The sequence below is a fragment of the Amycolatopsis pittospori genome (assembly GCF_013870525.1).
In the GTDB taxonomy this organism is placed as follows: domain Bacteria; phylum Actinomycetota; class Actinomycetes; order Mycobacteriales; family Pseudonocardiaceae; genus Amycolatopsis; species Amycolatopsis pittospori.
This window is the reverse complement of the sequence record NZ_JACBXD010000006.1, coordinates 77772-103347: the sequence shown is the minus strand read 5'-3', so window position 1 is coordinate 103347 and position 25576 is coordinate 77772. Positions and strand designations below refer to the sequence as shown.

The 25576-nt window shown below is 66.9% G+C and carries 33 protein-coding genes; 6 read left to right on the top strand and 27 right to left on the bottom strand.

Annotation, left to right across the window (positions count from 1 at the left end; genetic code table 11):
* Positions 1-102: 102 nt before the first annotated feature.
* Positions 103-1386 (top strand): helix-turn-helix domain-containing protein, encoded by a 1284-nt coding sequence (locus H5J31_RS05290; RefSeq protein ID WP_181771309.1) that lies wholly within the window; start codon positions 103-105, stop codon positions 1384-1386.
* Here the strand turns inward: H5J31_RS05290 and H5J31_RS05285 are convergent.
* Entirely contained in the window at positions 1371-2288 is a 918-nt protein-coding gene (locus H5J31_RS05285) for a helix-turn-helix domain-containing protein (RefSeq protein ID WP_181771308.1), read from the bottom strand. The two genes, H5J31_RS05290 and H5J31_RS05285, sit on opposite strands and share 16 nt — an antisense overlap.
* A gap of 497 nt (positions 2289-2785) precedes the next feature.
* Between H5J31_RS05285 and H5J31_RS05280 the strand changes: the two genes are divergently transcribed.
* Positions 2786-3595 carry a hypothetical protein gene (locus H5J31_RS05280; protein ID WP_207897469.1) on the top strand — a complete coding sequence of 270 codons (810 nt, stop codon included), beginning with the start codon at positions 2786-2788 and terminating at the stop codon, positions 3593-3595.
* On the opposite strand, the gene H5J31_RS05275 is transcribed toward H5J31_RS05280, so the two are convergent.
* From H5J31_RS05275 to H5J31_RS05260, 4 genes are all read right to left on the bottom strand, one after another.
* Positions 3592-4452, bottom strand: a complete 861-nt coding sequence (locus H5J31_RS05275; protein WP_181771306.1) for an aldo/keto reductase — start codon at positions 4450-4452, stop codon at positions 3592-3594. The two genes, H5J31_RS05280 and H5J31_RS05275, sit on opposite strands and share 4 nt — an antisense overlap.
* Positions 4386-5600, bottom strand: coding sequence for a JmjC domain-containing protein (locus tag H5J31_RS05270; RefSeq protein WP_181771305.1), 1215 nt, complete (start codon positions 5598-5600; stop codon positions 4386-4388). Before H5J31_RS05270 ends, H5J31_RS05275 begins: the two co-directional genes overlap by 67 nt.
* A 12-nt stretch (positions 5601-5612) precedes the next feature.
* Positions 5613-5771 carry a hypothetical protein gene (locus H5J31_RS05265; RefSeq protein ID WP_181771304.1) on the bottom strand — a complete coding sequence of 53 codons (159 nt, stop codon included), beginning with the start codon at positions 5769-5771 and terminating at the stop codon, positions 5613-5615.
* 1035 nt (positions 5772-6806) lie between these two features.
* Entirely contained in the window at positions 6807-6980 is a 174-nt protein-coding gene (locus H5J31_RS05260) for a hypothetical protein (RefSeq protein ID WP_181771303.1), read from the bottom strand.
* Positions 6981-7263: 283 nt separating this feature from the next.
* Here H5J31_RS05260 and H5J31_RS05255 point away from each other — a divergent pair, with 283 nt between their 5' ends.
* The 4 genes from H5J31_RS05255 to H5J31_RS05240 all read left to right on the top strand — a co-directional run bounded on the left by H5J31_RS05255 (position 7264) and on the right by H5J31_RS05240 (position 9942).
* On the top strand, positions 7264-8175 hold the full coding sequence (locus tag H5J31_RS05255) for a helix-turn-helix domain-containing protein (protein WP_236004707.1): 912 nt from the start codon (positions 7264-7266) through the stop codon (positions 8173-8175).
* A 12-nt stretch (positions 8176-8187) separates the two neighbouring features.
* Positions 8188-8568, top strand: coding sequence for a DUF397 domain-containing protein (locus H5J31_RS05250; protein WP_181771302.1), 381 nt, complete (start codon positions 8188-8190; stop codon positions 8566-8568).
* 616 nt (positions 8569-9184) lie between these two features.
* Positions 9185-9658 carry a histone-like nucleoid-structuring protein Lsr2 gene (locus H5J31_RS05245; protein ID WP_181771301.1) on the top strand — a complete coding sequence of 158 codons (474 nt, stop codon included), beginning with the start codon at positions 9185-9187 and terminating at the stop codon, positions 9656-9658.
* Positions 9655-9942, top strand: coding sequence for a recombinase family protein (locus H5J31_RS05240; RefSeq protein WP_181771300.1), 288 nt, complete (start codon positions 9655-9657; stop codon positions 9940-9942). The genes H5J31_RS05245 and H5J31_RS05240 overlap by 4 nt, the downstream gene beginning before the upstream one ends.
* Positions 9943-10040: 98 nt before the next feature.
* On the opposite strand, the gene H5J31_RS05235 is transcribed toward H5J31_RS05240, so the two are convergent.
* The 22 genes from H5J31_RS05235 to H5J31_RS05130 form a co-directional block, all read right to left on the bottom strand.
* Positions 10041-10346 carry a hypothetical protein gene (locus H5J31_RS05235; protein ID WP_181771299.1) on the bottom strand — a complete coding sequence of 102 codons (306 nt, stop codon included), beginning with the start codon at positions 10344-10346 and terminating at the stop codon, positions 10041-10043.
* The gene (locus H5J31_RS05230; protein ID WP_181771298.1) at positions 10346-11002 is read right to left on the bottom strand and encodes a peptidoglycan-binding domain-containing protein; all 657 of its coding nucleotides are present in this window, start codon (positions 11000-11002) and stop codon (positions 10346-10348) included. The genes H5J31_RS05235 and H5J31_RS05230 overlap by 1 nt, the downstream gene beginning before the upstream one ends.
* Complete coding sequence (locus H5J31_RS05225; RefSeq protein ID WP_181771297.1) at positions 11003-11149, bottom strand: hypothetical protein; 147 nt, start codon at positions 11147-11149, stop codon at positions 11003-11005.
* A 13-nt stretch (positions 11150-11162) separates the two neighbouring features.
* The gene (locus H5J31_RS05220) at positions 11163-11678 is read right to left on the bottom strand and encodes a hypothetical protein (RefSeq protein ID WP_181771296.1); all 516 of its coding nucleotides are present in this window, start codon (positions 11676-11678) and stop codon (positions 11163-11165) included.
* Entirely contained in the window at positions 11671-11931 is a 261-nt protein-coding gene (locus H5J31_RS05215) for a hypothetical protein (protein ID WP_181771295.1), read from the bottom strand. The genes H5J31_RS05220 and H5J31_RS05215 overlap by 8 nt, the downstream gene beginning before the upstream one ends.
* A gap of 18 nt (positions 11932-11949) precedes the next feature.
* Positions 11950-12489 (bottom strand): hypothetical protein, encoded by a 540-nt coding sequence (locus H5J31_RS05210; protein WP_181771294.1) that lies wholly within the window; start codon positions 12487-12489, stop codon positions 11950-11952.
* Entirely contained in the window at positions 12489-13628 is a 1140-nt protein-coding gene (locus H5J31_RS05205) for a hypothetical protein (protein WP_181771293.1), read from the bottom strand. The genes H5J31_RS05210 and H5J31_RS05205 overlap by 1 nt, the downstream gene beginning before the upstream one ends.
* Positions 13628-14827, bottom strand: a complete 1200-nt coding sequence (locus tag H5J31_RS05200) for a hypothetical protein (protein ID WP_181771292.1) — start codon at positions 14825-14827, stop codon at positions 13628-13630. Before H5J31_RS05200 ends, H5J31_RS05205 begins: the two co-directional genes overlap by 1 nt.
* Positions 14828-14830: 3 nt before the next feature.
* On the bottom strand, positions 14831-15157 hold the full coding sequence (locus H5J31_RS05195) for a hypothetical protein (protein WP_181771291.1): 327 nt from the start codon (positions 15155-15157) through the stop codon (positions 14831-14833).
* Between the two features lie 32 nt (positions 15158-15189).
* A complete protein-coding gene (locus H5J31_RS05190) occupies positions 15190-16137 on the bottom strand; it encodes a phage tail family protein (RefSeq protein ID WP_181771290.1) in 948 nt (315 codons plus the stop codon).
* A gap of 9 nt (positions 16138-16146) precedes the next feature.
* Positions 16147-19857 carry a tape measure protein gene (locus H5J31_RS05185; protein WP_181771289.1) on the bottom strand — a complete coding sequence of 1237 codons (3711 nt, stop codon included), beginning with the start codon at positions 19855-19857 and terminating at the stop codon, positions 16147-16149.
* A 7-nt stretch (positions 19858-19864) separates the two neighbouring features.
* A complete protein-coding gene (locus H5J31_RS05180; RefSeq protein ID WP_181771288.1) occupies positions 19865-20131 on the bottom strand; it encodes a hypothetical protein in 267 nt (88 codons plus the stop codon).
* Between the two features lie 176 nt (positions 20132-20307).
* Positions 20308-20556: a hypothetical protein gene (locus H5J31_RS05175; RefSeq protein ID WP_181771287.1), complete on the bottom strand. Its 249-nt coding sequence runs from the start codon at positions 20554-20556 to the stop codon at positions 20308-20310.
* A 53-nt stretch (positions 20557-20609) separates the two neighbouring features.
* Positions 20610-20831 (bottom strand): hypothetical protein, encoded by a 222-nt coding sequence (locus tag H5J31_RS05170; RefSeq protein ID WP_181771286.1) that lies wholly within the window; start codon positions 20829-20831, stop codon positions 20610-20612.
* Positions 20832-20920: 89 nt separating this feature from the next.
* A complete protein-coding gene (locus H5J31_RS05165) occupies positions 20921-21610 on the bottom strand; it encodes a phage tail tube protein (protein WP_181771285.1) in 690 nt (229 codons plus the stop codon).
* Positions 21611-22142: 532 nt separating this feature from the next.
* Positions 22143-22529: a phage tail termination protein gene (locus H5J31_RS05160; protein ID WP_456237047.1), complete on the bottom strand. Its 387-nt coding sequence runs from the start codon at positions 22527-22529 to the stop codon at positions 22143-22145.
* 7 nt (positions 22530-22536) lie between these two features.
* Complete coding sequence (locus H5J31_RS05155) at positions 22537-22854, bottom strand: hypothetical protein (protein ID WP_181771283.1); 318 nt, start codon at positions 22852-22854, stop codon at positions 22537-22539.
* Positions 22854-23186, bottom strand: coding sequence for a hypothetical protein (locus tag H5J31_RS05150; RefSeq protein WP_181771282.1), 333 nt, complete (start codon positions 23184-23186; stop codon positions 22854-22856). The genes H5J31_RS05155 and H5J31_RS05150 overlap by 1 nt, the downstream gene beginning before the upstream one ends.
* The gene (locus H5J31_RS05145) at positions 23183-23545 is read right to left on the bottom strand and encodes a hypothetical protein (RefSeq protein ID WP_181771281.1); all 363 of its coding nucleotides are present in this window, start codon (positions 23543-23545) and stop codon (positions 23183-23185) included. Before H5J31_RS05145 ends, H5J31_RS05150 begins: the two co-directional genes overlap by 4 nt.
* A 3-nt stretch (positions 23546-23548) precedes the next feature.
* Positions 23549-23725 carry a hypothetical protein gene (locus tag H5J31_RS05140; RefSeq protein ID WP_181771280.1) on the bottom strand — a complete coding sequence of 59 codons (177 nt, stop codon included), beginning with the start codon at positions 23723-23725 and terminating at the stop codon, positions 23549-23551.
* A 115-nt stretch (positions 23726-23840) separates the two neighbouring features.
* Positions 23841-24830 (bottom strand): SU10 major capsid protein, encoded by a 990-nt coding sequence (locus H5J31_RS05135; RefSeq protein ID WP_181771279.1) that lies wholly within the window; start codon positions 24828-24830, stop codon positions 23841-23843.
* Positions 24831-24876: 46 nt separating this feature from the next.
* Positions 24877-25512, bottom strand: coding sequence for a hypothetical protein (locus tag H5J31_RS05130; RefSeq protein WP_181771278.1), 636 nt, complete (start codon positions 25510-25512; stop codon positions 24877-24879).
* Positions 25513-25576: the final 64 nt, after the last annotated feature.

Here is a 25576-nt window from a genome sequence, read left to right as displayed (position 1 = left end):
CGACAGGACCTCACTCGAACGCGAGTGGGACGGTTGCCAACTTCCGTCTCGATGTGAGTACATGTCGTGCGCGTCCGACGGTGTGCGGCAAGGGGTACAGCCATGACTCGAACGGCCACGAACTCGGAACACGACCTGGTCGGCCGGCCCAGAGCGGCGGGCCAGGCGCAGCGGCTCTGGTGCTCCCTGCCCGCCGAGGTGGCGCGCAGATTCCGGCCGCACGCGGATCCGATCGCGCGGCGGATCCTGGAGGAGATCCAGGAGGCCGTCCCCGAATACGCCAAACCGCTGGACGGCGAGTTCGGCAAGATCATCGTGCTGGCGATCGAGCAGGCGGTGCTCAGCTGCCTCGACAGCATCGGGGATCTCAAGGCGCCACCGGACAATTGGGTGAAGCTGTTCGTCGAGGTCGGCAAGCGGGTGCATCGCGACGGCGGAAGCCTGAACACCCTGCAGGCGGCCTACCGCGCGGGTGGCCGGGCGGCCCTGCGTTACGTGGCGAAGCTCGGACAGGCCCACCGCCTTTCCCCGGCCGTCCTCTGCATCGGCGCGGAAGCCATTTTCGCTTACGTGGACGAGATCTCGTCCCATTCGGTGGAGGGCTACACGCTGTCGCAGGCGTCCGCGACCGGCACCCTGGAACGGCGGCGACGCCGGCTGCTCGAACTGCTGCTCGCCACTCCCCCGTCGTCTCCCGCGACCATCGCGACGATGGCGAAGGCCGCGCAGTGGGAGATGCCGGAGTGGATCTGCGTCGTCGCACTGGATCCGCGCGACGAACAGCACCAGATCCCGGCACCGCGTGTCCCCGACGACGTCCTGCTCGATCTCGAAGGCACCGAACCCTGCCTGCTCACGCCGAATCCCCGCCGCGATCTGCGCGACCTCGACGGCAGGCTGCCGGGCTGGCGCGCCGCGATCGGGCCACGGGTCCACCCGGCCGACGCGGCGACCTCACTGCGCTGGGCCCGGCGCACACTCGACCTGGCGGGCCGCGGGGTGATCGAAGACCGCGCGGTGCTCCGGACTTCGGACCATCTGTCCACGCATTGGCTGCTGCTCGACCGGTTCCTGCTCGACGAGGTGTCGAACAAGGCGCTCGCGCCGTTCGCCGACCTGACGGTGAAACAACAGGTCCGGCTCGGCGAAACGCTGCTGAGCTGGCTGGAGCACAAGGGCAGCACGCTGGACATCGCACAGGATCTCGGCATCCACCCGCAGACCGTGCGCTACCGCGTCAGTCAGCTGAGCGACCTGTTCGGCGATCGCCTCGCGGATCCGGCCGAACGTCTGGAGATCCAGATGGCCCTGCGGGCACACCACTTGCTCGGCACCCGGCCACCGGACGAGTCCACTTCGGACGTGCCGGCTCAGAGCCAGCCCTGACGCGACGCCTGCGCGCCCAGCTGAAACCGGGTCTGCGCGCCCAGGAGTTGCTGCAGACGGCTGATCCGCCGGAGTACCGTGCGTTCGCTGATCCCGAGTTCGCGGGCGATCGCCTCGTCGGTCAGACCGCCACTGAGCAGGGCGAGGAGCCGGCGGGTCGCGAGCGTCGGCTCCTGGGCCGCCGCCGCGTCGCCGGGTCCGCCGGCGCGGACCGGCACCGCCATCCGCCAGAACGACTCGAACAACTCCATCAGCGCGCTCAGCAGCATCGACGGGTGGATCAGCAACGCCAGCACGTCCCCGGCGTCGGAGTTCGGCACGGCGATCAGGGCTCGCTTGCTGTCGGCGATCACCAGCTTCAGCGGCAGCCTGGGGAACACCCTGGCCTGCTCACCGAGGGCGATACTCGACTGCACCTGGTTGAAGCCGTCGTCGTCCTGGAGCAACGACGAGTCGTAGACGACGCGGTACGCGATGCCGCGCGCCATCGAGCCCGGCTGGACTTCGCTCACTTCCGGCTTCGGGCTCATGTACGAACCCGGGTCCAGCGCCACGATGTCCACGGCGGCCTGGGTCTGCATCGCCTCGAACGTGGCGATCACCTCGTCGCGGCTACGCAGCACCTCGACGAAATCCGCGTCCCGTCCGGTCCGCAGCGAGTACGCGGCGCCGAGTACTTCGGCCGCTTCCCGCGCGCGGACGGCGGCGGCCTCGTGCTGCGCGGCGAACGCCGACAACGCGGCACGCGGCGGGCACACCTCGACCCCGCCCGCACCAGCCCGGACCAGGCCGAATCCTTCCAGCTCGGTCAACGCGGCACCCGGCTTCGTCGGGCGTCCGTCGAGCAAGGCCCGGTACAGCTGCTCGGCCTCCATCGACAGGCCCCGCGACTCCGCGAGCATGACCGTTCTCCCCCCACCCCGGGACTTGGGTGCCGTGACATCGATGTCAGGCCCTGCGGATCCCTGTTTTCCGCTCACTTCTCTTGAGGGCGAAAACGGCGGGATCGTGCGCCTGAATCGGTAACGAAACGATCACAGATCTCGGTGAGGGCAGGCGGAAGTCCGTGAAGGCCTCCTTGTAAGGATTCGCCACGTGCTGACCTGGTGTTTTGCTGTGTACATGCTCTTGACCTGCTCAATCAGTATACAGGTTGTCTCACCAGGTTGTAATAATGTGTCACTAGACGACCAGGGCGGATCGGCTCTGTGCCCATGTTCTGCCCACGGATAGAGGAACCCCCGACGCTACGAGGGGGAGGGTGGCGTCGGGGGTTCCAACGTCAACGTACCGAGGTAGTGGTCCATCGGCGCGCTGTGATCACCGCTACGCTTCGGGTATGACGGCTGCGTCTCCGAGAGCAACAGCGAACCCCCGCAGGGATCTGAGGAAACAGCCCGTGGATGGCGTCCTTGAGCACGTCGAGGGATTGCTGGGGGTTCGGCTCGACCGCGAGACCGCAGTGAGGAAGCGCAGGACCGTCGGCGCACGGAGCGACCGAGAGACTTGGGTGCGGGTCGAGGCCCGTCCTCTGGCCAAGGCCGCCGCACAAGGACAGACGGCGAACGGCACCGAGGCCGCCGGTTTGCTGAGCGGAGTCGCGAAGCCGGCGTGGCGTGGCTCGGTGAGCTGGCACGACCAGGACGATGACACGATCTGGCGTGCGGACGAAGTCGAGCTTGTGACGGCGACCCCCATCCAGCGCGGCCCCCTGCAAGACGATCTGTCGTTGTCGGGCAGCTGGTGGTCCGCGTTCAACGAGTCGCTGGACGCGCTGGCGCAGCAGCACACGACTCGTGTTGCCACTCCGGATACCGAGGCGATGACGCAAGCCCTGCTCGCGCGGGAGATCGAGCGCGCCTTCCCCGGTGAAGTTGACACGTCCTTGCCATCTGACGCATGGGTTCCTGCCCATGCGGATCTCAACTGGTCAAACCTCACTGCGCCTGAGTTCTGGATCCTCGACTGGGAAGATCACGGGCTTGCTCCCCGAGGGCTCGACGCCGCCAACTTGTGGGCCGCCTCGCTCACCGTCCCAGCGCTCGCGGACAAGGTTTGGCTGGAACGCCAAACAGACCTGACCGGCCGGTCAGGTCTGTTGATGGCGCTGTTCTCAGTAGCGAAGATCTTGAACGACTCGATACCTGATGCACTGCGGAAACAGGTCGAAGGCCATGCGCGCAAGCTCGTAGCCAGCCTTCGGGATTAGGCCGCCAATCCGATCAGGTCCCGGTAGCGTCGAGTCGCCTCCGGGTCTACGCCCAACTCGACTGCTGCGCACAGATCCCGGAGGTGCGTCGAACTGCTCGTGCCCACCGCAACTCGCGCGACATCAGGCAGTTCGTATGCGAGGCGAAACGCCGCTTGCGCTGTGGAAACTTCCTCCTCGGCGGCCAGGAAAGCATTCAGGTCGACCCTGTTCCAGGCCGGGTCAGCCGTAGTTCCGCCGAAGGGACTCATCCCCCAGCGCCGTTGAGGTGGAATCTCCAAAAGTTGGCTCAGCGACTCGGCAGCCGTCAGGATCGGAGCGCCCACGGACAGCCCCGCCCGGACGAGCAGCGCGCCCGGCTGGATGCCGGGCACGCTGTGTTCGATTGCCGCGAGAACCGGTCGTGGATCCCAGGTGGCGATTCCCCACGCTCCGCACATCCCGGATGCGACTGCTTCGTCCAGGACTGCACATCCCGCCAGCAACCGGTCCCGGCCGCTGTCGAAGCCGAGTTGAGCCAAGGTGACCTCAGGATTGTGAAGGAACACCAGGTCCGGAACACGGCACAGCTCATCCGCCGACCGCTCCACGGCCTCCCACAGACGAAGGGGATCGAGCGAATGCTCCGCATGACATTTGGATCCGTCCAGCGGAAAGTAGCCCACCTTTGTGGAGATGGTGAATTCTTCGAGCAAGCCAGCGCCTACCCGCGCCAGGGTGCGATGAGACGTGAAGCCCCGGTAGTTGTATGCGGTGTCGATGCCGTGTACGCCCAGAGCGACTGCTTGTTCTATGAGCGCACGGCTGGGACCAGACCGGTGCAGCCCGAGGACAACGCCTCTGTCAACTCGGCACACACGCCCTCCTTGATCAGGGTGGCGGCCAGCGCTTCCGCGTCGATACCGGTAGCTCTGTTCACCTCCGCGAGTTCGACTGGATGGCCAGATAGAAGCATGGCCAACGCTGGCCCGGCCTTGGCAGCAAAGGCGAATCGCTTCTCGCACGCGTAGACCTCGATGACGTCGTCGCGCTGGGCGACGTGCGGAGGGAAGCTCGCGACACATACGACTGCCTTGGGTGGCCCGAATACTCCGCCTGTCGCCACCTGCCTTGGAGGTGTTCGCTCCCGCTCACGTGCAGCCAGGTAGTCGGCTACGGGATAGTCGGCGACTAACCGTAGAACCTCGGTGGCCAACCGACGCTGCTCCTCGGCCAACCCGCGGTCGCCGCTCCAGCGATCGAGATCATGGCGGAATGGTTCTCGCTCGCGGCTCCGATCGGCGACCCAGCTCAACCAGTCGACGCCAGTCCGTTTAACGAACCCGAACGTGACGTGCAGGCTGTAGCCCTCGGCTTGCTGGTCGCCGCGGGTTGCTTGATGCCAATAGCCACGCGGGATGTGCATGACGTCCCCAGTCCGCATGGTTCCAGCCCAGACGACCTCCTTGCTCGGCTCAGTGTTCGGGGCAGCGTCGCGGTACATCGGTGCAACGCGCGATAGCCCCCTGACCTCCCAGGACTTTTCGCCCGCCAGCTGAACGACTATGACGTCATGGTCATCCCAGTGAAGAGAAAACCCTGGGGCAGTTGCCGTGGTGAGGTAGGTATTGACCTGAACGACTTCCTTCGACCACCACTGCAACGCGCGGCAAGCGACCTCCATCGTGGGATCGGCGGCGTCCAAGGCATCCAGGACAGTCGTACAGCCCGAGGCCAAGAGCTGGCCGAGACGATCCATGTTGACCATCGGAAGCGATTGCCCGCGACGGGTAACTTGCCGGTTGAGGTACGCATCGGGATGCAGCTCGTTGCCGCGTGCGAACACGCGAAACTGCGGTGGTTCGAGGCTTCGCCGCATCACAACGTCTAGAAGCCGAGTCGGCGTCAGCAGCCGCGAGCACAGTTCGTGATCAGGCAGGGTGCCGCGAGCGAACCCGTTGCCGAGTTCGCTCGCGTCAACCCAGCCCAGCGCTTTTTCAAGCGATTGGACAAGGTGATGATCCATATTCGTCCTGACTCAGGAGGATTCGGGGATGTTCAGACCGTCGCCGCCGCTGCTGCCATGACCGTCGCCGCCAGCGTCCTGCGCGCCGTCGGAGTGGACGGCGTCCATACGTCCGCGCACGACGGACAGTTGCTCGACCGCGAGAACCAAGGGGTCATTGATCTGTTCCATTAGCTTTCTCCTCTTGTCGTGGAAATACCAATTGAAGTAGGAGCCTTCCGCCTCCGGTACCACCTCTCGGGTCGCGCGTAGGGTCGATCCGCTGACCGAGAGTGCGGGTATGCCTCCTTTCGTTGAGGTTCCCAAAGTTCACGACGACACCAGGTTGGACGCGTATAGATGTCCATCTGGTACTTCAGTCGCCGAACCAGCCGCTGTTGTGGGTGCGGCGTGGCGATTTGGGGGATGGAACTCGCCGAGGAATCCGTTTTGGCAATGACTGCGGAGTGACCGATTTTTCTGGCGGCCAACATTTTTCGCAGTATTTCGCATTTGGAGGTGGCGCGCGCAAGGCGCACACTATCCCGCATGCCGCCAACGTGATATATCGACCATGAGAGCGAAGCCATTCGGTACGAGGACTTGTAACGCGGTGGAGCACTTCAGGATGAAGCTTGCCCGGCCATGCCCATTCCGCACCGTCGGGGAGTTCATTCATCCGCCGCTCTTGGAGGGTGACGACCCCGGCGGCGGCGAGGGGACACGCCGGGGCCGTCACGACAGGCCTCGGGTTCAACCGGCGGGGAGGGCTGAACCCGAGGGGATCGCGAGAAAGGGATCCAGCGAAGGAAGTGTCGGCGCCGCCGACCCAATCGTGGCCCCTTCATTCGTGTGTTGAAGTCGGTGAGTTCTGTGCGCGCACGAAGGAAGACGCGACAGTGAAGGCATTTTGCGCCTGGTCCAACGGTGATCGACGTCGGAAGAACGCGGTGTCCGCAAAGAGCTTCGAATTCGCCGATTTTGTCCCGCATGGCACGTCCGGCCACTCCATCTTCGACGGCGTGTTCGAGCCCGTCTTGGCGGCAACGGAACCAAGCGACCAACAGTTGGTGCTTCTGCGCGGGCATCGAATTCACCTCATTAGTGAGTGCGGGCGGCGGGCGGATCCTTGGACTCCCTGCTGAATCCGCGCCAGGCTCGACGCCGCGCCGCCCGACTCCGGAAGCTCAACCCTCACGCCGGGGGACGCGGGAAGGTTGAGCGGGCCTACGGGTGCTGAAGACGGACCGCGCTTCCCGGCGTCTTCTGGCTGGCTTCGGCCTCGTCGGCTTGTGCGACGAGGTTCTTGGCTAGCTCGCGAGCAGCGGCGGGGATCAGCAACGCCGCTTCGGCGGGCGGAGCAAGCAGGACGACGTAACCACTGCCGAGGTAGGTGCTCACGTGCCTCGCCCGTCGTAGTCCGTCAGTGCACGACACCTCCCGCCTGGTGGGAGACGTGGGGGCTGTGATCGCGGATACGGGCATGACGACCTCTCACGTAGGCTGGGTGACCGATTCCAGTTAGAGTGTTCTGAACTCGTGGTTTCGTATCTTGAACTACGTAAGCTTGAAATTCAAGCCTTGAGCACCCGTCCATTCGAGTGGCGTTGGGCGATACCCTCTCCCCTGAAGGGAGGGACCGGCCTATCCGCGAACGTCGCTCTTCAAGCTCCATGGAGAGGCCATGTCGATGTCAGCCACAGTTCGTACGGCTCGCAAGATGCTGCTCGGGCGCGAGATCGCCCACATGATCGAGACGGCGAACGTCTCGCAAGCTGAGGCTGCGCGCCTGATAGAGACCAGTCCCGCCCGGATGAACAGCTTGATTCAAGGCGGCAGCAACATCTCTCCCGGCGACCTTGTTCTGCTCGCGGACAAGCTCGGTTTCACGGACGAGGGTTACAAGGAGGCGCTTCGCGAGCTACGCCGCGACAGCCACAAGCGAGGGTTCTGGACGACCGGCCACAACCGTGCCTACTCCGAGGACATCCGGCTCCGCGTCGACCTGGAGAAGCACGCTGATCAGCTACGTGCCGTCGAACTTGAGGTCGTCCCAGGTCTCTTGCAGGCCGAGCGGTACGTCCGTGCGATGCACGCCGACGAGCCAGAGTTCAACGACATCACGCTGGAAGACCGCATCGCTGCACGGCTGGCGAGGCAAGACATCCTCGACAAGGACGAGCCGCCCGTACTTCAGTTCGTTCTATCCGAATCCTGCGTGCGCCGAGTATGGGGTGGCACGGATGTGATGCGTGAGCAGATCGAGTACCTGATCGAGCAGTCCAATCGGCCGCACGTGCACCCTCAGGTGATGCCGTTCGAGCAGCCAGCCGGACGACGGTCGCCAATCTCGGCACCGTTCGCGCTCATCCGCGTCCCTTCGCCGGGCGCGGCCGGGCCGCTCGAACTGGCCTACGTCGAGGGTGAAGCTGAGATCCGCTATCTCGACGACCGGAAAGCCCTGCGCGCCTACGAGGCTGCGTGGGCTCGGCTGTCGAACGCGGCACTGAAGTTCGAGGAGACCAGGGAGTTCTTGCAGGACATTGCCGATGACTTCGCGAGTCGATCTAAGGCTTCCCCGCCACACCCCAACTAGGAGAGATCCACGATGAACACCCCCACCTCGCTGCCATTTCGCGAAGCCGACTTCCGTAAGGCCACCGCCAGCAATCCGGACAAGGACTGCGTGCGAGTAGCCCGTCAGGGCGACCGGGTCGAGCTACGCGACGACAAGAAGACCTTCGGCGCCCCCGATGACACCAGGCTCATCTTCACGGCCGCGGAGTTCGATCACTATCAGGCCGAGATTCGTGCCGGGCTGAGTGGCGAGCGGATCGTGACTGTGGTTCGCCGGCCAGACGGTGACTACGTCTTCAGGAAGACGGGGGCGGTTAGGGGCGCAGCCGAACTGGTGTTCACTGAGACCGAGCTTGCAGCGTTCCATTCAGGTGTGCAGGCGCGAGAATTCGACGAGTTGGCCTACGCCTAGCGAACGCTGCTTCGACACTCAACCACCCCAAGGCCCCGGAACCGTCTGAACGGTTCCGGGGCCTTGGTGCATATGGGTGAACAGTGCGCAATAGGTGGGATGTTTTGTCTCGATGCAGTTGCCTTACTCCTACGCCAAGGTGCACTGTCGTGCTAGTAGGTGACAATCTTTCGCAAGGGGAGGCGCGCTGGGTATGACTGCCAGCTACCTGAAAGGGCTCGATCGTGAAGTTCTCGACTACCTGAGAAGCGTGCCGAAACAGGTCCTGAAGTGCCGCGCTCGCGGGCACAACTGGGACCCCACCCACGACGGGTACATCTTGCAGCAAGAGGGCTCGCATGTCGGTTGCCTGACTGAACGTTTGCAGTGTTCACGCTGTCATTCGGACGCCGTGGACTTCTTTGATCGGGTCACACTTGAGCGTGTCGGCCTCAGGGAGTACGCGTACGTGGACGGCTACCTCCGGCAAGGTCTCGCCATTCCGCGGACGGTGGTACGCCGGTTCCTGGCGCAGCTAGCGCGAGAGGCTCAGTCGGAGCGTCAACAGGTGCGAAAAATCGCAAGTCGCGGAACAGGTAAGTCACTGGCCGCTCGTGCCGCGTAGGGGGAACTTCCGATGGCAGAGATCACGCAAACCCTGATCGTCGATGACCTCGACCGCACTCAGGCCGCAGACGAGACGATCCTGTGGGGCTTCGACGGCGAAGCGCTGCGAAGCGACCTCACTAGCGAGCACGCCGAGGAGCTTCGGGCAGCCATCCAGCCGTACCTCGACTCCGCTCGTCGGCTCGGGAAGCAGAAGATCGTGGGCCGGACGCGAGCCAAGCGCGGTGCCCGGTCGGTTCCGGCGGCGTCCGCTCCGGCACCGAAGGTCGAGTCGTTCGACCCGCGCTGGTTTCGGAGTATCCGGAACGGGCCGGTGAAGATCGAGGCAGCGAAGAAGCGTTACCGCGACATGGCTCGCGCTTGGGGCGAGAAGAACGGGTTCGAGATGGGCGGACGAGTGCCGCAGGAGGTGTTCGACGCCTACCAGCAATATCGCGAAGGAAAAGGCTTGCCGGTAGGCCCGGCCTCCGTGGGGTTGGAATGACGACCTATGGCTACGCGAAGGTTCCGCCGAAGACCCCCGCTGGCGTGCTGGAAGAGTTGGGGTGGTGGCTGCGCTGGTACGGCTGCACGCACGTGATCACCGACGTCGGCCAGGGCGGCAAGCTCACGCCAGGATGGCGCGCACTGCTTGAACGAGTGCAGAACGGTGACACCGTCATGCTGCTGGTGCTGTCGACAAGGGCGGCACGCGATGTGCTGGACTCCCTGATCGGCAAGGAGGTGACCGTCCACTTCCTGCCTTCGCCGCTCGCGAATGCCAGTTGACACGACAAAGAGGCCCCCGCCCGTCCGGTTCGGACAGGCGGGGGCCTTGGCGTGGGATGGCCTGGCCGGCTGGAGCCCAGCCGTGGAAAGGCCGAGACCTACGGTTCTGGGTCTGGCGGGACCAGCGCTGGTACGAGCGGGCTGCCAGTGTTGTCGCGAGGGTCCGCCACGGGCGTCACCTTCGGCTCCGATCGACCGAGGACGTGCAGCTGCGCGACGAACGAGGTCACCAGGGTGATCAGCGTGGCAAGCGCGGCGACGATGTTGTCGAGCAGCGTCGCCTGCTGGCCGTTGAGCAGACCGAAGGACACGGCCGCCGCCACGAGCGTGCCGACAATGGTCTTCCATGCTCCGCTGCGGATCGAATCGAGAATCGGCCGTGGCCGAGGTGTGGAGGTGGCCATCAGCGGAACCCCAGCTTCGCCCAGGTCTGTGCGCCCACGATCCCGTCGACCGCGAGGCCGGTCCGGCGCTGGAACTCCTTCACCACGGCCGTGGTCTTCGCACCGAACACTCCGTCGACAACGAGCTTCGAGTACGCGGGGTAGACCCGGTTGAGGAACGCCTGGAGTTCCGTCACTGCCTGGCCGATCGAGCCCGCCTTCAGCGTCGGTCGGCCGGACGGCGGTGTCGGTCCCGGCCCGCCTCCAGCGATTCCCCACGACCCGCGGTCGTCGTAACGCGTTCGGGAGAACGACACGTGGACGTGGCTGGTGTGCGGGTTGCTACCGGTGTAGGCGTGCCAGCCGGAGAAGTCGTTGTTCGTGATCCGGCGGTTGAGGATCACGTACCCGCCGCCGGTCAGCCGACTGTCGCCGTTGCGGCCGCGCTGGCGCAGGTACTCGGCGAGCCAGCCGGAGTCGATGCCGTCCACGTCGATGTCGACCGCGCGGACGACGCCGACGCCCGCCGCGTCCTTGACCCAGGGGTTGTGGTCGCTGGATCGGCTCGCGTGCGCGGCGTCGCCGATCGTGCCGTCGCTGGCTCGATCGCGATTCGGCCAGCGGGTGTTCACTTCGTTGCGCAGATCTACGAGCGCGTTGGCGAGGCGCCACGCCAATCAGGCGTCACCGTCCTTGTCTGCTGGTCGTCCGGTGTCTTCCGGGGCATCGGCTTCGTCGCCGACGAACTTCGTGATGTCCTCGTGCGATTCCTCGGCCGCGGTGGCGGCCGTCGGCTCGTCGGCGGGCGATCCTGGTTCGGTCATCCGTTCCTCTCCTTCACTTGCACAGGTCACGCGGGGGTGGCGGATAGGGGTGCTGCTGCCGCTCGGTCTCGGCCTTCACCCGCTTGGCGAGGTAGTCACCGATGGCGGCGCGAACCTTGTCCGGTGGGACCGGTGAGTCGGCGAGGTAGCGGCTGAGCGTCTTCATCAGCTCGTCGAGCGCGTTCTGAGCGTCGGTCGACGCGCTGGCCCTGGCGTCGAGAGCATCAGCGAACCCGTTGGAGTACGCCGTCTGGCACTCAGTGATCCGGCGCGTGGCGTTGTTGGTCGCGATGCCCTGCACAACGGTGAGGACACCGAGCAGGACCACGACGACGCCGAGGACGAACTGCCCGGTCGGCACACGCCGGCGAGGCGTGGGCGGATGCTGTTCGGTCACGGTGTCCTCCGTGGTGATGGCGGTGGCGACGCGGTGGGCGTCGCGGGCGGCACGGCCGATGAGGTATCCGACGACGAACCCGAGCACGGCCCATCCGGCGGATTCCGTGAGGTATGCCCACAGCTCACTCATCGGGGCTGTCCTGTTCGTCAGGCGCGGGTTCCTGGGTGTCTCCGGCGATCAGCTCGGCCAGCCGTTGGCGGGCACGCTTGGTCTTGGCGGTGTTGCGGTGGCCGAGGGCGTAGATGGACCCGACGACAATCGCGAAGATCGCGTTGATGGTCGGGTCGTGTCGATCGGGCGAGACGAAGCCGACGACGACGTTGCCCGTCCAGGCGATGCTGATCAGTATGGTGAGCGCGGTGACCAGCGGCCGGGGTAGCACGTCAGCGTCCCCCTGTCGTCACTGGGAACTCACGTACTGGAGCACGATTTCGGTTGGGACGCCGAACAGCGATGTCTTCAGCGTCGCGGTGGCGGCGCACCAGTTCGACCAGTAGATCTTGTCGCCGACGTTGAGGTAGACCCGCGAGCGCAGCGCGTCGAGGACGGCCCCGTCGGAGCCCTGCTGGGGAATCTGTCCGCTGTCGGTCGCCAGGGAGTTAGCGACGCTGCCCGCGTGGTTTGGCGTGACCTTTGCCCCGGCGACCGCGTTCGGGCCAGTGACCGCGCTGTGGAAGTGGACGCGGTAGTACCCGGCTCGGGCCACGAGGATGTAGGAGGGGTTGCCGGTCGAGCCGCCGACGAACTGGGACAGCGGGTCGTAGGCGGCGACCCATCCGGTCTGGGCGAACGTGTCGATTCCGGCGGGCAGGCTCGCGTCGCCGCCGAGTCGGACCACGCAGGCCGAGGGCGTCGGCTTCGTGCGGCTCAGTTCGTCGATCCGGCTTTCCAGCGTGCGGATCTGGTCGGCCAGTGTGCCGCTGCCGGGTGGCTGGGGCATCACAGGGCCGCCGGTGTCGGCTGGAGATCGAGTTGCACCGAGGCTTCGTCCTTACTGCTGAATCCGAGGATTCGCCGCCGGTACTGGCCGTCGGGTATCCAGGGATGGCCGCTCACACCGAAGGTCGGGGCGTCGCCGAGGCTCCAGCCGCCGAGGGCTGGCGAGACCTCGATGCCCGCGCCGGTCGCGCCGTCGATCCGAACGGAGCACTTCCATGTCTCGGTCGGCGTGCGGAACGCCGCGAGGTCCGCGGCGGCGTAGCCCTGCAAGGTGCCCGGCTCGGTGACCGAGGTGTGGTCGCCGTCGACGTAGTCGGTCGGCGGGAACCCCAGGCCGATGAGCGTCGGGTCCTCGGCGTAGCCGGTGAGCATGCTCCGTTCGCTGCCGGAGCCTTTGACCCACACGCGGGAGGCGGGTGACGCCGCACCGTTGACATCGACGTCGATGGCCGAGAGCGCGCCTGTGTAGTCCCAGACCGCCGCTGACTGCTGGTCGCCCAGCAGCGGGGTTCCGATGAGCATCTGCCAGCGGAGCCGGTTCTCGCCCGGCACGAGGTAGGGCCAGAAGTCCAGCTCCGGTCCGTCGATCACGCCGGAGAGGTCTTGCAAGCGGCTCCAGACCATCGCGAGGTCGTAGCCGTAGTACGTCCGCGTATGAGTGCCGGTCTCCGGTGCGGGCAGATCGATCGGCAGCTGGTACCCGGCCTGCGCGAGGTTCACGGCGACGACCTCCCGCGCGATCCCCCGCAGGCTCCGGTTCGAGATCGTCACGTCTTCGCTGGGGTTCACGATCGTCGTGTACGGGCCTGAGTTCCGCAGGACCCGCCGGTCGAACAGGCCGGCAATCCCGGTGCCGGAGACCGACAGCGTGCGTGTGCCCTCGTCGTAGGAGTAGCTGAACGTCGGTCCGGCCTGCGCTACCACCGAGCCGCACAGGATCAGCCAGGTGAACCGCCCGGCGTCGGTGAGCGCGTGGAAGTCCAAGGACGCGTTCGCCGCATCGTCCGGTACGACGTTGACCGTCCACTGGCCCCGGTCGGTGAGCTTGCGTGAGAACGATGGAAGATCGCGGGGCGTGACGTCGGCCAGCAGCACGCCGGTCGTCGTCTCCGCGACCATGACGCGCCACTCGTTGGCCATCAGACCGCCGGTGGTTGAACGGTCGAGGGGAACACCAGTGCGCTGAGCACGTTCTGGTTGATGTCGTTGCCCCGGAATCCGAAGCCGGAGTATTGGCTTCCGCTGTCGCGCATTCCGCAACTGAGCACGAGCGTTTGTGCGCCCGTCAGAGGTCCGTAGTGCATAGGCGAAACGTTGGGCACGAACACCTTGTCGACGCTCGCGCCGTAGGAGTGGAAGCGGGTCCAGTTGACGTCCGGCCCGTTCAGCGAGCCGACGTTGATCCTCAGGTCGGCTGCGGAGTTCGTGGAGAGCGTGAGGAGGGCTCGTCCGGTTGGATAGACGAAATATGGGACACCCGGATCGCTGATGTTCACGCGGCAGATTTCCCGTGCTGCACCGAATCCAGAGGTCCAGATCTGCTCGCCTGGTGGCGCGGCGGCGTAGTAGCGGACGCAGTTGAAGACCCCACGCCAACCGGAGTTCGACGCGTCAGACCCCGCGCCGTACCACGCCTGGTGCTGGAAACCCGGAGCCTGGACCCACCTTTGCTCGCCGGGATAGGCCCCTGCCTCCTTGAAGACTGGAGACGTCGGCTTCGCGTCCTCGCCATACAGCGCGCGAAGGCCGCCGCGAGCGGTGAGGCCGGGGCCGCGTAGGTCCCGGATGTCGGCCGCGGTGAGCGCGGTCGCTCCCTTGGCCACGGTGACGGCTGCGAGCGGGGTCCATCCCTCGGTCGGCGTCGGAACCGGAACGCTCGGCGTGCCCGTCGCGGGGTCGCCCTGCCAGACCTCGATGGCGAACTTCCTTTGACCTGACGCGGACGCGATCGCCGGGTTCAGGTCGTCGTACACCCTGGCGATCACCAGGTCGACGCGGTTGGTGGTCGAGCTGGCCGCCGCGAGGGTCAGCGACTTCACCGCGTCGAGGGCGCACATGTAGGCGCCCATCGATGGGGTGTTGATGACGGCGTTGCCCATCTCGACCGTGACCGCGAGGCCCGAGCTGGCGGGCTTGACTCGCATCGCCATGTGCGAGCTGCCGCCGACTCCGGCGGTGTCGCCGGAGGCCATGACGCCGCTGCGGTAGTCGATGACGCTCAGGTTCGGGCGCGGCATGAGCATGGACGCGAGCGCGAGCCGGGCGTCGGTGAGCCCGATCCGTGATTGGACCGCCCACGGGTCGACGGCCGAGACCGCCGACGCGCCAAGGGAAACCATCGGCTACGCCTCCGGCTCCGCTGGGGGCGGCGGCGCGGGCCACTGCGTCATGATCGGCCGTAGTCCGGACGCGCGCAGCACCTCGTCGGTGATCGCGGTGTTTCCCTTGTAGAGCCAGTCGCCCAGGCGCAGCCAGTAGTAGCCGAACCACCTGATCGTCGTGCCGTCGTCGGCGAGTCGCACGTTGGTGGACGCTTGGCCGCCGAATGCGTAATTGATCCTGTCCATGAACCATCGGCTCTGGCTCACGTCGGTGTACCGCACGCAGTCGGATGCTTCGACCGCCTGGTAGTAGACCGGGGGGTCGGGTTCGTCGGAGTACACGCCCATGCTGGATTTCCTCTCGTGCAAAGGGAAGGAGGTCAGAACCATGCGGAGCGGAAGACCGCCGTGACGTAGCCGGTGTCAGTGGCTGGTCCGCCGTGGGTGAGGCCGACGGACAGGACGCCGGGGCCGCCGGTTCGGCTGGCCGGCGGGATGGCGAAGCCGCCGAACTGAGCCGGGTTGAGCAGCTGGCGGCGCACGGCCGTGCCGCCGAGCAGGACGCTGGGGGCGTTGGGATCGATGACTACGAACTCCCCTGCCGCGAGCGTGCCGTTGTACCGCATCGCCGACGGCCCGGCCGTGAGCATCGGCCTGGTGAGCGGCCCGTACAAGGTGTAGACGGGTGTGGTTGGCGCGCTGCCCCGGTTGGTGAGGAGCATGAACCCCGTGGCGTTCGAGGAGCCGAAGCTCAGACCGTCGTCATCGGCGCCCATGCCGAAGAACAGCCCCTGGTTCGAGTCGGGCTGAACGGCCTGGCTGAAGTCGAGTCCGTCAAGGGCATCGCGGGCCAGCCCTGAGGACATCGTCTGCTGTTCGACGGAGTACTTCGCCGGGTCGGGCGCGACGACTTGGAGGCTGAACTCGAAACCTGGCTCGCTTACAACCTTCAGTGGTGTGCACAGGATTTCGTCGTCGAGGAACACTTCGCACGTCAGCGCGCCGAGTTCGGACAGGCACGTCAGTGTCCGCGGTGACCTTGGGTCCGACAGCAGGCCCAGCAGGTTCGCCTCGGCCTGCCGCAGCACGGTGTAGTCGTCGGCGTAGGCACGGCCGGTCAGGGAGATGGTGCGCTGCTTCTTCCAGCCCGGCGATCGGTAGGCGCCGTGGCGCGCGAGCCGGGAGGAGAACTGCGCGTTGGTGCCCGGTGAGCCCCAAAACCCCTTCTCCTGCGTCAAAATCCACTGCACGCCCGCCGAGTCCCGCACGTCCCCGTCGGGGTGCATCGTGAGCCAGTCGAGCGTCCAGACGTGCGCGCCTTCAGGCATCGCCACCTCCTACAACCTGGCTCCGAGCGCGAGGTGGCGGTCCACCGAGTGCGCGATGTGTTCCGGGTCGGCATCGGTGCGGGCGTAGACGGTGATGTGCGGCTGGTCCTGCCGGTCGGCCGCGCGGCTGATCAGGTCGAACTGCTCGGCCGTAAACACCGCTTCGGGCTTGCCGGTGCCGTTGTACACAGTGGACATACCGGGCGGGAGCCAGCCGCCGGTGTCGTAGCCGCGCGGGGTCGATCCGACCGCCTGCTGCACGTTGAAGATCGAGCCGTACCGGGCCTTGATGTAGTTGATCCCGGCGACGATGTTCGCGATCGGGTCGAAGATGTCCGCCGAGAGGCGCTTGTCCCGGTAGGCGTTGAACGTCGCGCCGATCGTCTGCATGAGACCTCGGCTCGGGTCGCCGCGTCGGGCGTTGCTGTCCCAGTTGTTGTGCGCCCTCGGGTTGCCGCCGGACTCGCGCATGATCAGTGTGCGCAGCGGGCCGTACCAGTTCGCCGGTACGGCGGTGAATCCCATCGCCGCCTTGATCCAGCCGTCGAGATCGCCGCCGGAGGTGCCGACGCCGCCGCCGGAGGAGAACGGGTTGATCTTCTCCCACAGCCAGTCGACCGCCTTGCCGATCAGCTCGCCCGGTGCCTTCGCGAGCATCGAGATCCACGGGGAGTCGCCGAAGCCGATGTGCCCCTTGATCCACGCCACGGGGTCGGTGAACAAGTCGACGACGTTCTCACCAATGCCCTCCACAAAGGACAGCAGCGAGCCGACAACCCCGCCGCCCGCGAACCGCGGAACACCAGCGCCCACCACGGTCGCAGGACGGCCCGATGCTGCGGCGTTAAGCGCCAGCACATTTCGAGCACCGACCATGCGCGTGGCTTCCGGCGTCAGCACGGACTCGCCGGGCGAGAGCAGCGCCGGGACGATGTCGCGTCCGGGCGCGTAGCCGGGCAGGATTCCGCCGCCAGCAAAGGCAATCGGCTTCGCTTCGGCCAGCTTGCCCAGGCCGAGGAAGTCCGCGACCCAGTTCCACACTGCTCGGATGCCGTGGTTGTAGACCTCGTTGATCACGAAGTTCGCTGGTACGGCGGCGATCTTCTTGATGCCGTCCCAGACGTTCTTGATCCAGTCGACCGCAGACGAGAAGGCTTGCCCGACCGAGCGAACCGCAGACTTGGTGGCCTCGAAGGCTGGCGAGATCGCATGGTCGTACACCCAGCGCAGCGCCGTTCCCAGCGCGTCCCAGGCTGGCTTGATCACGTTCTGGTACACCCACGTGAAGGCGGAGCCGAGCGCGCTCAGCCCGTCGCGCAGCAGCCCGAAGGTCGGCAGCGCCACGTTCCGCCACAGCCACGTGATCACCGTGCCGATGCCGTTCAGGGCAGGCTGCACGGCGTTGGTCCACAGCCACGTCGCCGCCGAGCCGAGCCACTGGATCGCCGTGACGATCCCGTCAATGGCAGGCTTGATCGCGATGCGCCACAGCCAGCCGAAGAAGTCTCCGATGGCGCCGAGCGTTGGCTGAAGGACGTTCTGCCACAACCAGATCCCGATCGCGGCCCACAGTCGGAAGTACGCCACGATCCCGTCGATGGCGGGCTTGATCACGACGGCGTAGAGCCACGTCGCGAGGTCGCCGATAAAGCCGAAGATCGGTTGCAGGACCGTGCTCCAGAGCCACTGCGCGACGGCGGCCAGGGCGCGGAAGGCGAGCACGAAGGGCGTGACCAGGATCGTGATCACGATCGCTGCGAGGACCCGCGCGGCGAGGCCGATGAACGAGAAGACCGGCGACAAAACGTTCTGCCACAACCACAACGCGGTCCCGGCGATCGCTTGCAGCGCGGGGCCGATGGCAACCTGCCACAGCCAGGTGAAGAATTCGCCGACCGCGCGGGCTCCGGTCACGATGCCGTCGAACGCGGGGCGCAAGACGTTCTCGTAGGCCCACTGTGCGGCGGTCTGGATGGCGGACCAGACTGCCAGCACGACAGCGCGGAAGCCCTCGAAGTTGTTCCAGGCGTAGATGATCCCGGCGACCAGGCCCGCGACGAGCGCGATGATCAGCCCGATCGGCGAGGCGGTGAACGCGAGGCTCAGTAACGTCCAGGCGATCCGGACGGCGAGGATCGCGCCGCGCACCAGCTCGATCGCCTTGGTGACCGCGCCGACGGCTGCGGCGACGGCGTACCAGGCAAGGAAAGCCGCCGCGACACCGACGATCAGCGGCATCAACGGGCGCAGCCACCCGGACATCGTGACCAGCGCTGGCCCGACCACTTCCCGCAGCAGCGAGCCCGCCGCCCGCAGCGCGGCGAGCAGTGCGCCACCGACGATCACCGCGACCGGCTGGACCGCCGCCCCCAGGGTGCGCAGCGACGGGACCAGTGAGCCGGTCACGAACGCGGAGATGTCGCGGAACGTCGCGCCCACGACCGCGCCGACCGGACGGGCCGCATTCTGGAAGCGGGCGATCAGGTCCGGCAGCGCACCGAGCCCGGTGGTCAGCTGGCCGAGCGCGGTCTTGATCAGCGGCAGGGCGGGGCTGACGAGCTGCCCGAGCGCGCGGTTGGCGTTGTCGGTGAAGTTCGACCAGATCCCGGTCAGGGTCGTGGCCTGATTCGCCATCATCCCGGCGAACGCCTGGGTCTGCCCGGCCGCGCCGCGCGTCCCCTGCTCGATGCCCGCCATCAGCTTGGGGATCGCCTCGGAGCTGGGCACCAGCCCGTCGGAGATCATCTCCTGCATCGCGGCGGTCGTGGTGCCGTAGGAGTTCGCGAGGATGCGCAGCGCCGGGATACCGGCCTCGGTGAGCTGCAAGATCTCGTCGCCCTGGACCTTGCCCTTGGCCGACATCTGCCCGATCGCGAGCACGACTTGGTTGATCTGCTCGGCTGATCCGCCCATGCCCGCCACGGCGTCGCCGATCGCGGTCAAGGTCGGCAGCACATCCTCGGCGGCGAACCCGAACGCCATGAGCCGCTGAGCGCCCGTGGTGACGCTCGGCAGATCGAAGGGCGTTCGCGCCGCGAAGTCCTGGAGCTGCGCAACGAATGCGTGCGCCTTCTGGGCGCTACCGAGCATGGTCGTGAACGCCATCTCGGCTTGTTCCTGGCTGGCCGCGAACTTCACGCCCATCGCCATCGCGGCGACGCCAGCCCCGGTGAACACGGTCCCGGCCGTGAGGCCGTATCCGGCGAGGATCGTGCTCGCGCCTCGGACGGGTGCGAGCAGGCCACGGTTGATCGCCGCTCCGGTCCGGCTCAGCGCGGACTCGCTGAGCGTGGCCATCGAGCCGAAGCCCGCACCGACGCGTCCAGTCGCGTCCGAGATCGTCCGGAGGCGTCCGCCGACGGTGCCCGCCGCGCCGGAGAACGCCGACGCCGCGACCTGTCCCGAGGTGAAGCCGTCGCGAACCCGTCCGAGAACCGGACTGACCTTCGCCAGCTGATCGAGCACGGGCACCGTGCCGCGAGCGAGCGCCGACATCGAATCCGAGCCGGAGTCGCGCAGCTCGTCGAAGCGGCTCCGCAGCCGGCGAAGCGTGCCCGACAGCCCGGTGTCCACACCGCCGCCGAGCTGCCGTCCCACCTGCTGCCCGGCCTGGCCGCCGACCCCGCTGAGCGCGGAGCTGATCTGCGTCTCCGCTGAGGTGCCGAACCCGCGCAGTGTCGGGAGGATCTGGACGTAGGCGGTTCCAGCGGAGTACGCCACGGGGGAATCACCCCCTGCCGAGCATCATCCGAACGCGGTCCCGGTGACGTTGTTGGCTGGCCGCCGCCTCGATGCGATCCCGTGCGAGCCGGGGCCGGGGCATCGGCGTGGTCGTCTGCCGCTTGCCGGTGCGCTGCGCCTCCAGTGACGAGCGGATGGTCAGCAGGATGTCCGCGACGTCGGTGAGGATCGCGCGTTCGGGCGTCCAGATGTGCGCGTCGACCGTTCGGCGGGTCGACGGTTGGTGCCCGGTGGCGTCGTCGATCTCGCGCATGCGCCGCGCCAGTTCGTCGTCGTCGTGGATCGCGACCTTGTAGTGGCTGTGGTCGGGCAGTCGCTCGACCAGCCGCAGTAGTTGGGGCCACGGGCGTCCGGCCCGGAAGAAGGTGAGGAGATCCAGGCCGAGTTCGGCTTGAAGGTCGTACTCGATTGCCTCGCCGTAGTCCTCGATCAGCGCGACGAGGCCCGTGAACCCCCCGGCGGGGCCGCCGACAGGCCGAAGTGGTCCACCAGGTCGGCGACCAGGCCGTTGAGCACGCTGGCGGGCTGGTGGCGCACCAGCTCGTAGATCTGCTCGGCGTGTTCGCCGGTCAGCAGCTCCAGCGTGCGCCGCGAGCTACCGGATTCCTCGATGTCCATCACGGTGTCGGCGTCCGGCGCGGTGATGCTGATCTGCTGGTCGTCGTCCAGCTCCAGCACGAAAGGCGCGGCCTTCGCTTCGGCTACATAGCGGTTGAACTTGTAGGTCTTGCTCAGAGCGTGATCTCTCCTGCAACGGTCGGGGTGTCGGACTCGGCGTGCTCGGGAACTGCCGGCGGGGTGGTGCGCCGGGAACGAGGCCGGGCGCGGGGTTGCTCCGCGTCGTCGGTGTCCTCGGGATCGAGGGTGTAGCCGTGGCCGACCGTCAGGTTGGTGACCTCGGCGTCGTCGCTGGTCTGGTAGGGCCTGCCGTCGGGTGCGCGCAGGGTCGGCATAGCGGGCCTCCTCGGTTGCTGGGTGCGAAGGGGTGACGCGGCGCCACGGCCACCCCGACCGTGAACGCCGCGCCACGTCTGAGGGCCGGTCAGCCGCCAGAGGGCGGGGCCGCGGTGAAGCCCATGTCCGCCAGCAGTGCCTTCCAGCCGGGACCGCCGAAGAAGAAACGCATCGCGGTCTTGGCGTCGTCGTCGTACTTCGCGGTCAGCGTGACGTCGTAGCCGACCGGGTCATCACCGTCAGACCACTTCTGGTCGCCGGTATCGGTAACCGTGGCCTTGGGCGCGAGCTTCGCAACGTAGATCGCGTCAGCGCCAACGCCGTCGACGAACAGCCCGAAGGCACGGAAGTACCGCGTGCTCGGGCGAGCCGGGCGATCGAAGCGCACTTCGCCCGTGGTCGCGTCCGGGGTGACGCCGGAGAGGTTCAGGCCCTCGTACAGCTCCAGGGTCCGGCGTTTGGTCTCCTGCGCGATGAACTTCAAGCCGTCGGTCTGCTTCGTGATGTCGGTCCGGGTCGGTTCGACCGCGCCCCAGGAGTCGACCTCCGAGGTGTCGACCGATCGGCTCCAGGTCGCTCCGTCGCCCTTGTCGACCCAGCCGACGTCTTCGTATCCGGGTGGCAGGGCGAGCAGCTTCCCGTCTGCGCCGGAGGTGAGCGCCGTCGGCAGGTCCGCCGTGTGGTCAGCGATGAAGATGGAGCCTTCAAGCGCCTTACGAATCAGGTCGCTCTGCTTCTTCTTGAGCTGGTCGTAGGTAGTAGTCGTGGGTGCGGTCAATCAGTGAACCTTCTCCTCTGCTGACGCTGGGGCGTTACCCTGCTCAGGGTCGACAGGAAAGGACTTCAATGGGCGTCGCATGGTGGGCTCTCGCGGTTTCCGGGCTTTCGCTAATCGTGGCCATCGGGTCGCTTGCCTGGAACGTCCATTCCTTCCGCCGATCTGGCCCATTGCTCTTGGTGGAACTTCGTGTTGCGACGGGATGGACCACAAAGAGCCACCCCAGCGAGGTAGGAACGCGGCGGACGCTCTTCTTCGTGGACGTTTACAATCGTGGCCGCTCACCTGTTGACATTGTCCGTGTCAATCTGGTTCGCACAGTTCGCGGCGGGGACCCCCCGGTTTACGTGCTGAAAGTAGAGCCGGAGGGGTTGCCCGCTCGTATTGAGCATGGATCAAAGATGGAGTTCGCCGTGGGGGCCGACGAGCCAGCTCTTCCTACTGCGCGGTACGTAGCAAGTGTGCTGCTGGGCAATAAGTCGGACGCACTCTCCGCTCCGGCCACGCCTCGGTACCCATCAGAGGATTCCGACTAACGTTGCCTGCCCGCCCGACGCCATGCCAGTCGGAAGTAGCTCACGACTCGTCGAATATCTTCGGTGGTCGCGTAGGGAACCTGCGTGGGCGGGTTATCTGTGCGCGCGTTGTCGATGAGCACGCCATCGATGCGGGTTCGGACGCTGCCGAGAACGAGTTGGCGGGCCTGCTCGGCGAGCTGCCACGCCTGCGCGCGGTCTTTGCCGTAGCAGGCGATCTCCATACGCGGGTGGTCGGTGATGCCGTCGTCTGAGCCACCGACTCGTTGCACTCGAATCAGTGGTGGGGCCAGGTCGGCCGGAGTCGCGGTCACCGTCGGAGCGACCGGTTCGAGCAGGGCCAGGAGCACGGTTTCGGCGTCGGGGAACGGTGGCATCACCATGCCCACGTCAGCCCGCCTCCACGATGTCGATCGTCCGGGCGAGAACGTGGTGCGGGTGGTTCTGGTGGTCGTTGCCCCATTCCACTGCCGCAGAGTGCGGCGCGGTCGCGACGATAAGCCCGACCGGCCGATCCCGCCGACGTCCGCCGAGTCCTCCGTCTTCGGCGTGGATTCCGGCCGCATACTCGCCGGTCCGGCGCGGTGCGATGGCTTCGGCGAACTGTGCGCCACCTCGGGCTCGATCCATGATCAGGTCGTGCATCTCGGCTCCGCGCAATAGCTGCGCGAGGCCGCGGTGGTCGGGCACGAACTCGACGTCGGCCATCAGCCGGTCATCCTTTCCAGCTTCATCACGCACACCCCGTGGTCCGCTGTGAACGGGCTCGGATAACGCTCGGGCGTGCCGACGACCTGCCACCGGGTACCGTCGGGCAGCGTCACGCGGTCGGTTGCCGCCACGTCGGCGCGCAGTCCTGTGTAGACGGTCATCTGAGTGGCCACCTGGTCGGCACGGTCGGTCGTCTCGCTCGATCCGCCGGGAGCCAGCACGCAGTCGTCGAGCGGGTGTTCAGTGGCGGGCAGCGGGTCGCCGTAGCGGTTGGTTCCTGCCGGACGGGAGATCGTGAGCCGCTGTCCGATCAGCCCCTCGGGCGTCATGGGCCGAACCGTGGAACGGGCACGACGGTGCCGATGCTGAACGCCTTCCCACGTCCGGCGGCCTTGCGCAGCCGCGCCCGCTGGTCGTGGGTGAGCCCGTCGCCGGAGGTCCTGCTGGCCGTGTAGGTCGCGGAGTACGGGCCGATGGTGGTCGACGTCGCGCCGCCGGGTGTCGGCACGGCCGCCTTGCCCAGCTCCAGCGCCACAGCCGTGACTCCAGCCGGCGGGGCGTCCGAGATTGGCCCGATCTCGGACGAGATCTCCGCCAGGACCCACGCATGGATCGCTGCGGCGGTCTCGGACGAGACCGGGCGGCCGGACAACGCGGCCAGCGTCGCGGCGGTGAACAGTTCGACCACCGGCTACTCCGGCTGCGTCCGTCGGCCCTCGGACTTGCCTACCTCGCGCACGCCGAGTTCGGCCGGGAGCGTACGCAGCGCTGCGGCGGTCTTGACGTCGACTTCGGCTTCGCCGTCGACGAACGTCACGCCGAGGTCGTGCACGATCAGCCCTGGGTGCTGCTCACAGGTGAACTTCACGACGTGCCCTTCTTCTTGGTGTTGTGGCTGCCCTTCTTCGGGCCGGGTTTCTGGCCGCGCCCGGAGATCCGCTTGTCGGCCGGGGTGCCCTTGCTCGGTGTTCCGCCCATGCAGATCACGCCGCCACGGGGGCCGTGGTAAGGCCGGTGATCTTGCCGTGGGAGCGTTCGTTGCCGTAGCGCAAGCCGACTTCGCCGTAGATCTGGAACCGGTCGGAGGCGCCGGTCTTGGCCAGCGGCTCGGTGAACAGGAACCCTCGGCCGGGGATGCGCAGGAACACCGGGGCAAGCTCGTCCAGGCTCGCGACCACGACCGTGTCGGCGGGCATGTAGCGGTTGAGCATGATGTTGAGCCGCCCGAAGTCGGTCTCGATCGTCTGGAGCGAGACGCCGCCGACGTTGCGGGTCTGTTCGCGATAGTCGCGATCCTCGATGAACGCCTTGGTGAGCTGCCGCTTCTGGAAGGCGTTGCAGATCAGCGTGGCGGTTTCCGAGACCGTGATTCCGCCGTTCTGCCACGTGGTCTGAAGCAGGTCGATCACCATGTCCTTCGTCAGCGGCTTCGCCGTGGCGTTGGTGATGACGTTGGTCTGGATCGCCTGGAGCAGCCCGCGCGACTTGCGGGGCTGAGTGTTGTCCGTCGGCTGAGCGAACGTTCCGGTGATGAAGCTCAGCTCGATGTCGCGGGCGATCTGCTCCAGGTGCCGCTGGGTCTGCCACACCAGCTCGTCGCCGACGGGGTTGGTGCCCGGCACGGACGCCGCAGTGGGGACGGCCGATCCGGTCGTGGCGAACTGGCCGGTTGCGGCCTCGCGGGTGTAGCTGATGGACAGGGCTTCCTGGTGGATCTCGACGACGTTGAAGCTGTTCGTCCGCGTCCGGGCTTCGGGCGCCGGAGCGTCCGCCCCTTCCAACCGCTGCCTGGTGGCGTCAGCGGCGCGCAGGTCGTAGGACTGCCATGTGAAGATCGTGGAGTCGGTGGACTGCCCGCCGGTCAGGCCGCCAATCGAGGACAGCAGCGGCGTGTCCGTCGGCGTGATCCCAAACAGCTCGCCCACGTAGTTGGGACTGTTGAACGTATTGAGCATGCCGGTGATGCCGGGCATGTGTTGTCTCCTGTTCGGCTACGACGCCGAACACCACGACCACAGGTCAGCGCGGGGCCTTCTGCGTGAGCAACTGCTGAGTCTTGAGCCGCAGTGCCTCGCGGGTGTCGCCCTTGCGCTCGGCCTCGCTGATCTGGTCAGCGACCGAGACGCCGCCTCGCGCGCCCTGGCCCGCATCGGGGCTCGGGCCGCGGCGACCAGTTGCCGCCGCGAGGTGCGGGCGGTCCTTGAGCACGGCCGCGACGTCGGCGGCGATGGCCTTGACGTTGATCTCGCCGTCGTCGCCGACGTAGCGGTCCTTCTCGTCGAGGTAGCGCGGTGCGTCGCCGGGCGTGGCCCAGCCGTGCGCGGCAGCCCGGATCTCCGCGTTGACGGCGGCGGTCAGAGCGGCCTTGGCGCGGGCTTCGGCCTGCTCGGCTCGGGCCGCGTGCTTCTCGGCCTCCGTGCGGTTGGCTTCCTCGGCCTCGTCCCACTTCTTCGCCTTGGCGCTGTTCTCCTTGGCGCGGGACTCCCACTTGCGGGACTGGGCTACCGACTGCTCGTAGAGCTTCTGGTAGTCCTTCTCGTCCTGCTCGGACGTGGTCTCGCTGGCGGGCCGCTCCGGCTGCTGCTCGGTGCTCTCCTGCTGTGTGGTGTCGGTGTTCCCGCCGTCGGCGGGCGCGTCGGTGGTGTTCTCGGACATGGGGGTGTTCCTTCCCGTGCGGGAGTTCCGGACGGTGGCGTGCGCCTGTCCGGATGGGTGGGGT

Excerpts from the sequence above, each read along its gene's own strand:
- H5J31_RS05225 (WP_181771297.1), bottom strand. The coding sequence starts at position 11,149 with ATGACCGAACCAGGATCGCCCGCCGACGAGCCGACGGCCGCCACCGCG.
- H5J31_RS05180 (WP_181771288.1), bottom strand. The coding sequence starts at position 20,131 with ATGCGCGAGATCGACGACGCCACCGGGCACCAACCGTCGACCCGCCGA.
- H5J31_RS05245 (WP_181771301.1), top strand. The coding sequence starts at position 9,185 with ATGGCAGAGATCACGCAAACCCTGATCGTCGATGACCTCGACCGCACT.
- H5J31_RS05255 (WP_236004707.1), top strand. The coding sequence starts at position 7,264 with ATGTCGATGTCAGCCACAGTTCGTACGGCTCGCAAGATGCTGCTCGGG.
- H5J31_RS05150 (WP_181771282.1), bottom strand. The coding sequence starts at position 23,186 with ATGACGCCCGAGGGGCTGATCGGACAGCGGCTCACGATCTCCCGTCCG.
- H5J31_RS05220 (WP_181771296.1), bottom strand. The coding sequence starts at position 11,678 with ATGAGTGAGCTGTGGGCATACCTCACGGAATCCGCCGGATGGGCCGTG.
- H5J31_RS05210 (WP_181771294.1), bottom strand. The coding sequence starts at position 12,489 with ATGCCCCAGCCACCCGGCAGCGGCACACTGGCCGACCAGATCCGCACG.
- H5J31_RS05235 (WP_181771299.1), bottom strand. The coding sequence starts at position 10,346 with ATGGCCACCTCCACACCTCGGCCACGGCCGATTCTCGATTCGATCCGC.
- H5J31_RS05270 (WP_181771305.1), bottom strand. The coding sequence starts at position 5,600 with ATGGATCATCACCTTGTCCAATCGCTTGAAAAAGCGCTGGGCTGGGTT.
- H5J31_RS05200 (WP_181771292.1), bottom strand. The coding sequence starts at position 14,827 with ATGGTTTCCCTTGGCGCGTCGGCGGTCTCGGCCGTCGACCCGTGGGCG.
- H5J31_RS05290 (WP_181771309.1), top strand. The coding sequence starts at position 103 with ATGACTCGAACGGCCACGAACTCGGAACACGACCTGGTCGGCCGGCCC.
- H5J31_RS05135 (WP_181771279.1), bottom strand. The coding sequence starts at position 24,830 with ATGCCCGGCATCACCGGCATGCTCAATACGTTCAACAGTCCCAACTAC.
- H5J31_RS05155 (WP_181771283.1), bottom strand. The coding sequence starts at position 22,854 with ATGGCCGACGTCGAGTTCGTGCCCGACCACCGCGGCCTCGCGCAGCTA.
- H5J31_RS05130 (WP_181771278.1), bottom strand. The coding sequence starts at position 25,512 with ATGTCCGAGAACACCACCGACGCGCCCGCCGACGGCGGGAACACCGAC.
- H5J31_RS05170 (WP_181771286.1), bottom strand. The coding sequence starts at position 20,831 with ATGCCGACCCTGCGCGCACCCGACGGCAGGCCCTACCAGACCAGCGAC.
- H5J31_RS05250 (WP_181771302.1), top strand. The coding sequence starts at position 8,188 with ATGAACACCCCCACCTCGCTGCCATTTCGCGAAGCCGACTTCCGTAAG.
- H5J31_RS05285 (WP_181771308.1), bottom strand. The coding sequence starts at position 2,288 with ATGCTCGCGGAGTCGCGGGGCCTGTCGATGGAGGCCGAGCAGCTGTAC.
- H5J31_RS05160 (WP_456237047.1), bottom strand. The coding sequence starts at position 22,529 with ATGGTGATGCCACCGTTCCCCGACGCCGAAACCGTGCTCCTGGCCCTG.
- H5J31_RS05240 (WP_181771300.1), top strand. The coding sequence starts at position 9,655 with ATGACGACCTATGGCTACGCGAAGGTTCCGCCGAAGACCCCCGCTGGC.
- H5J31_RS05190 (WP_181771290.1), bottom strand. The coding sequence starts at position 16,137 with ATGCCTGAAGGCGCGCACGTCTGGACGCTCGACTGGCTCACGATGCAC.
- H5J31_RS05265 (WP_181771304.1), bottom strand. The coding sequence starts at position 5,771 with ATGGAACAGATCAATGACCCCTTGGTTCTCGCGGTCGAGCAACTGTCC.
- H5J31_RS05195 (WP_181771291.1), bottom strand. The coding sequence starts at position 15,157 with ATGGGCGTGTACTCCGACGAACCCGACCCCCCGGTCTACTACCAGGCG.
- H5J31_RS05205 (WP_181771293.1), bottom strand. The coding sequence starts at position 13,628 with ATGGCCAACGAGTGGCGCGTCATGGTCGCGGAGACGACGACCGGCGTG.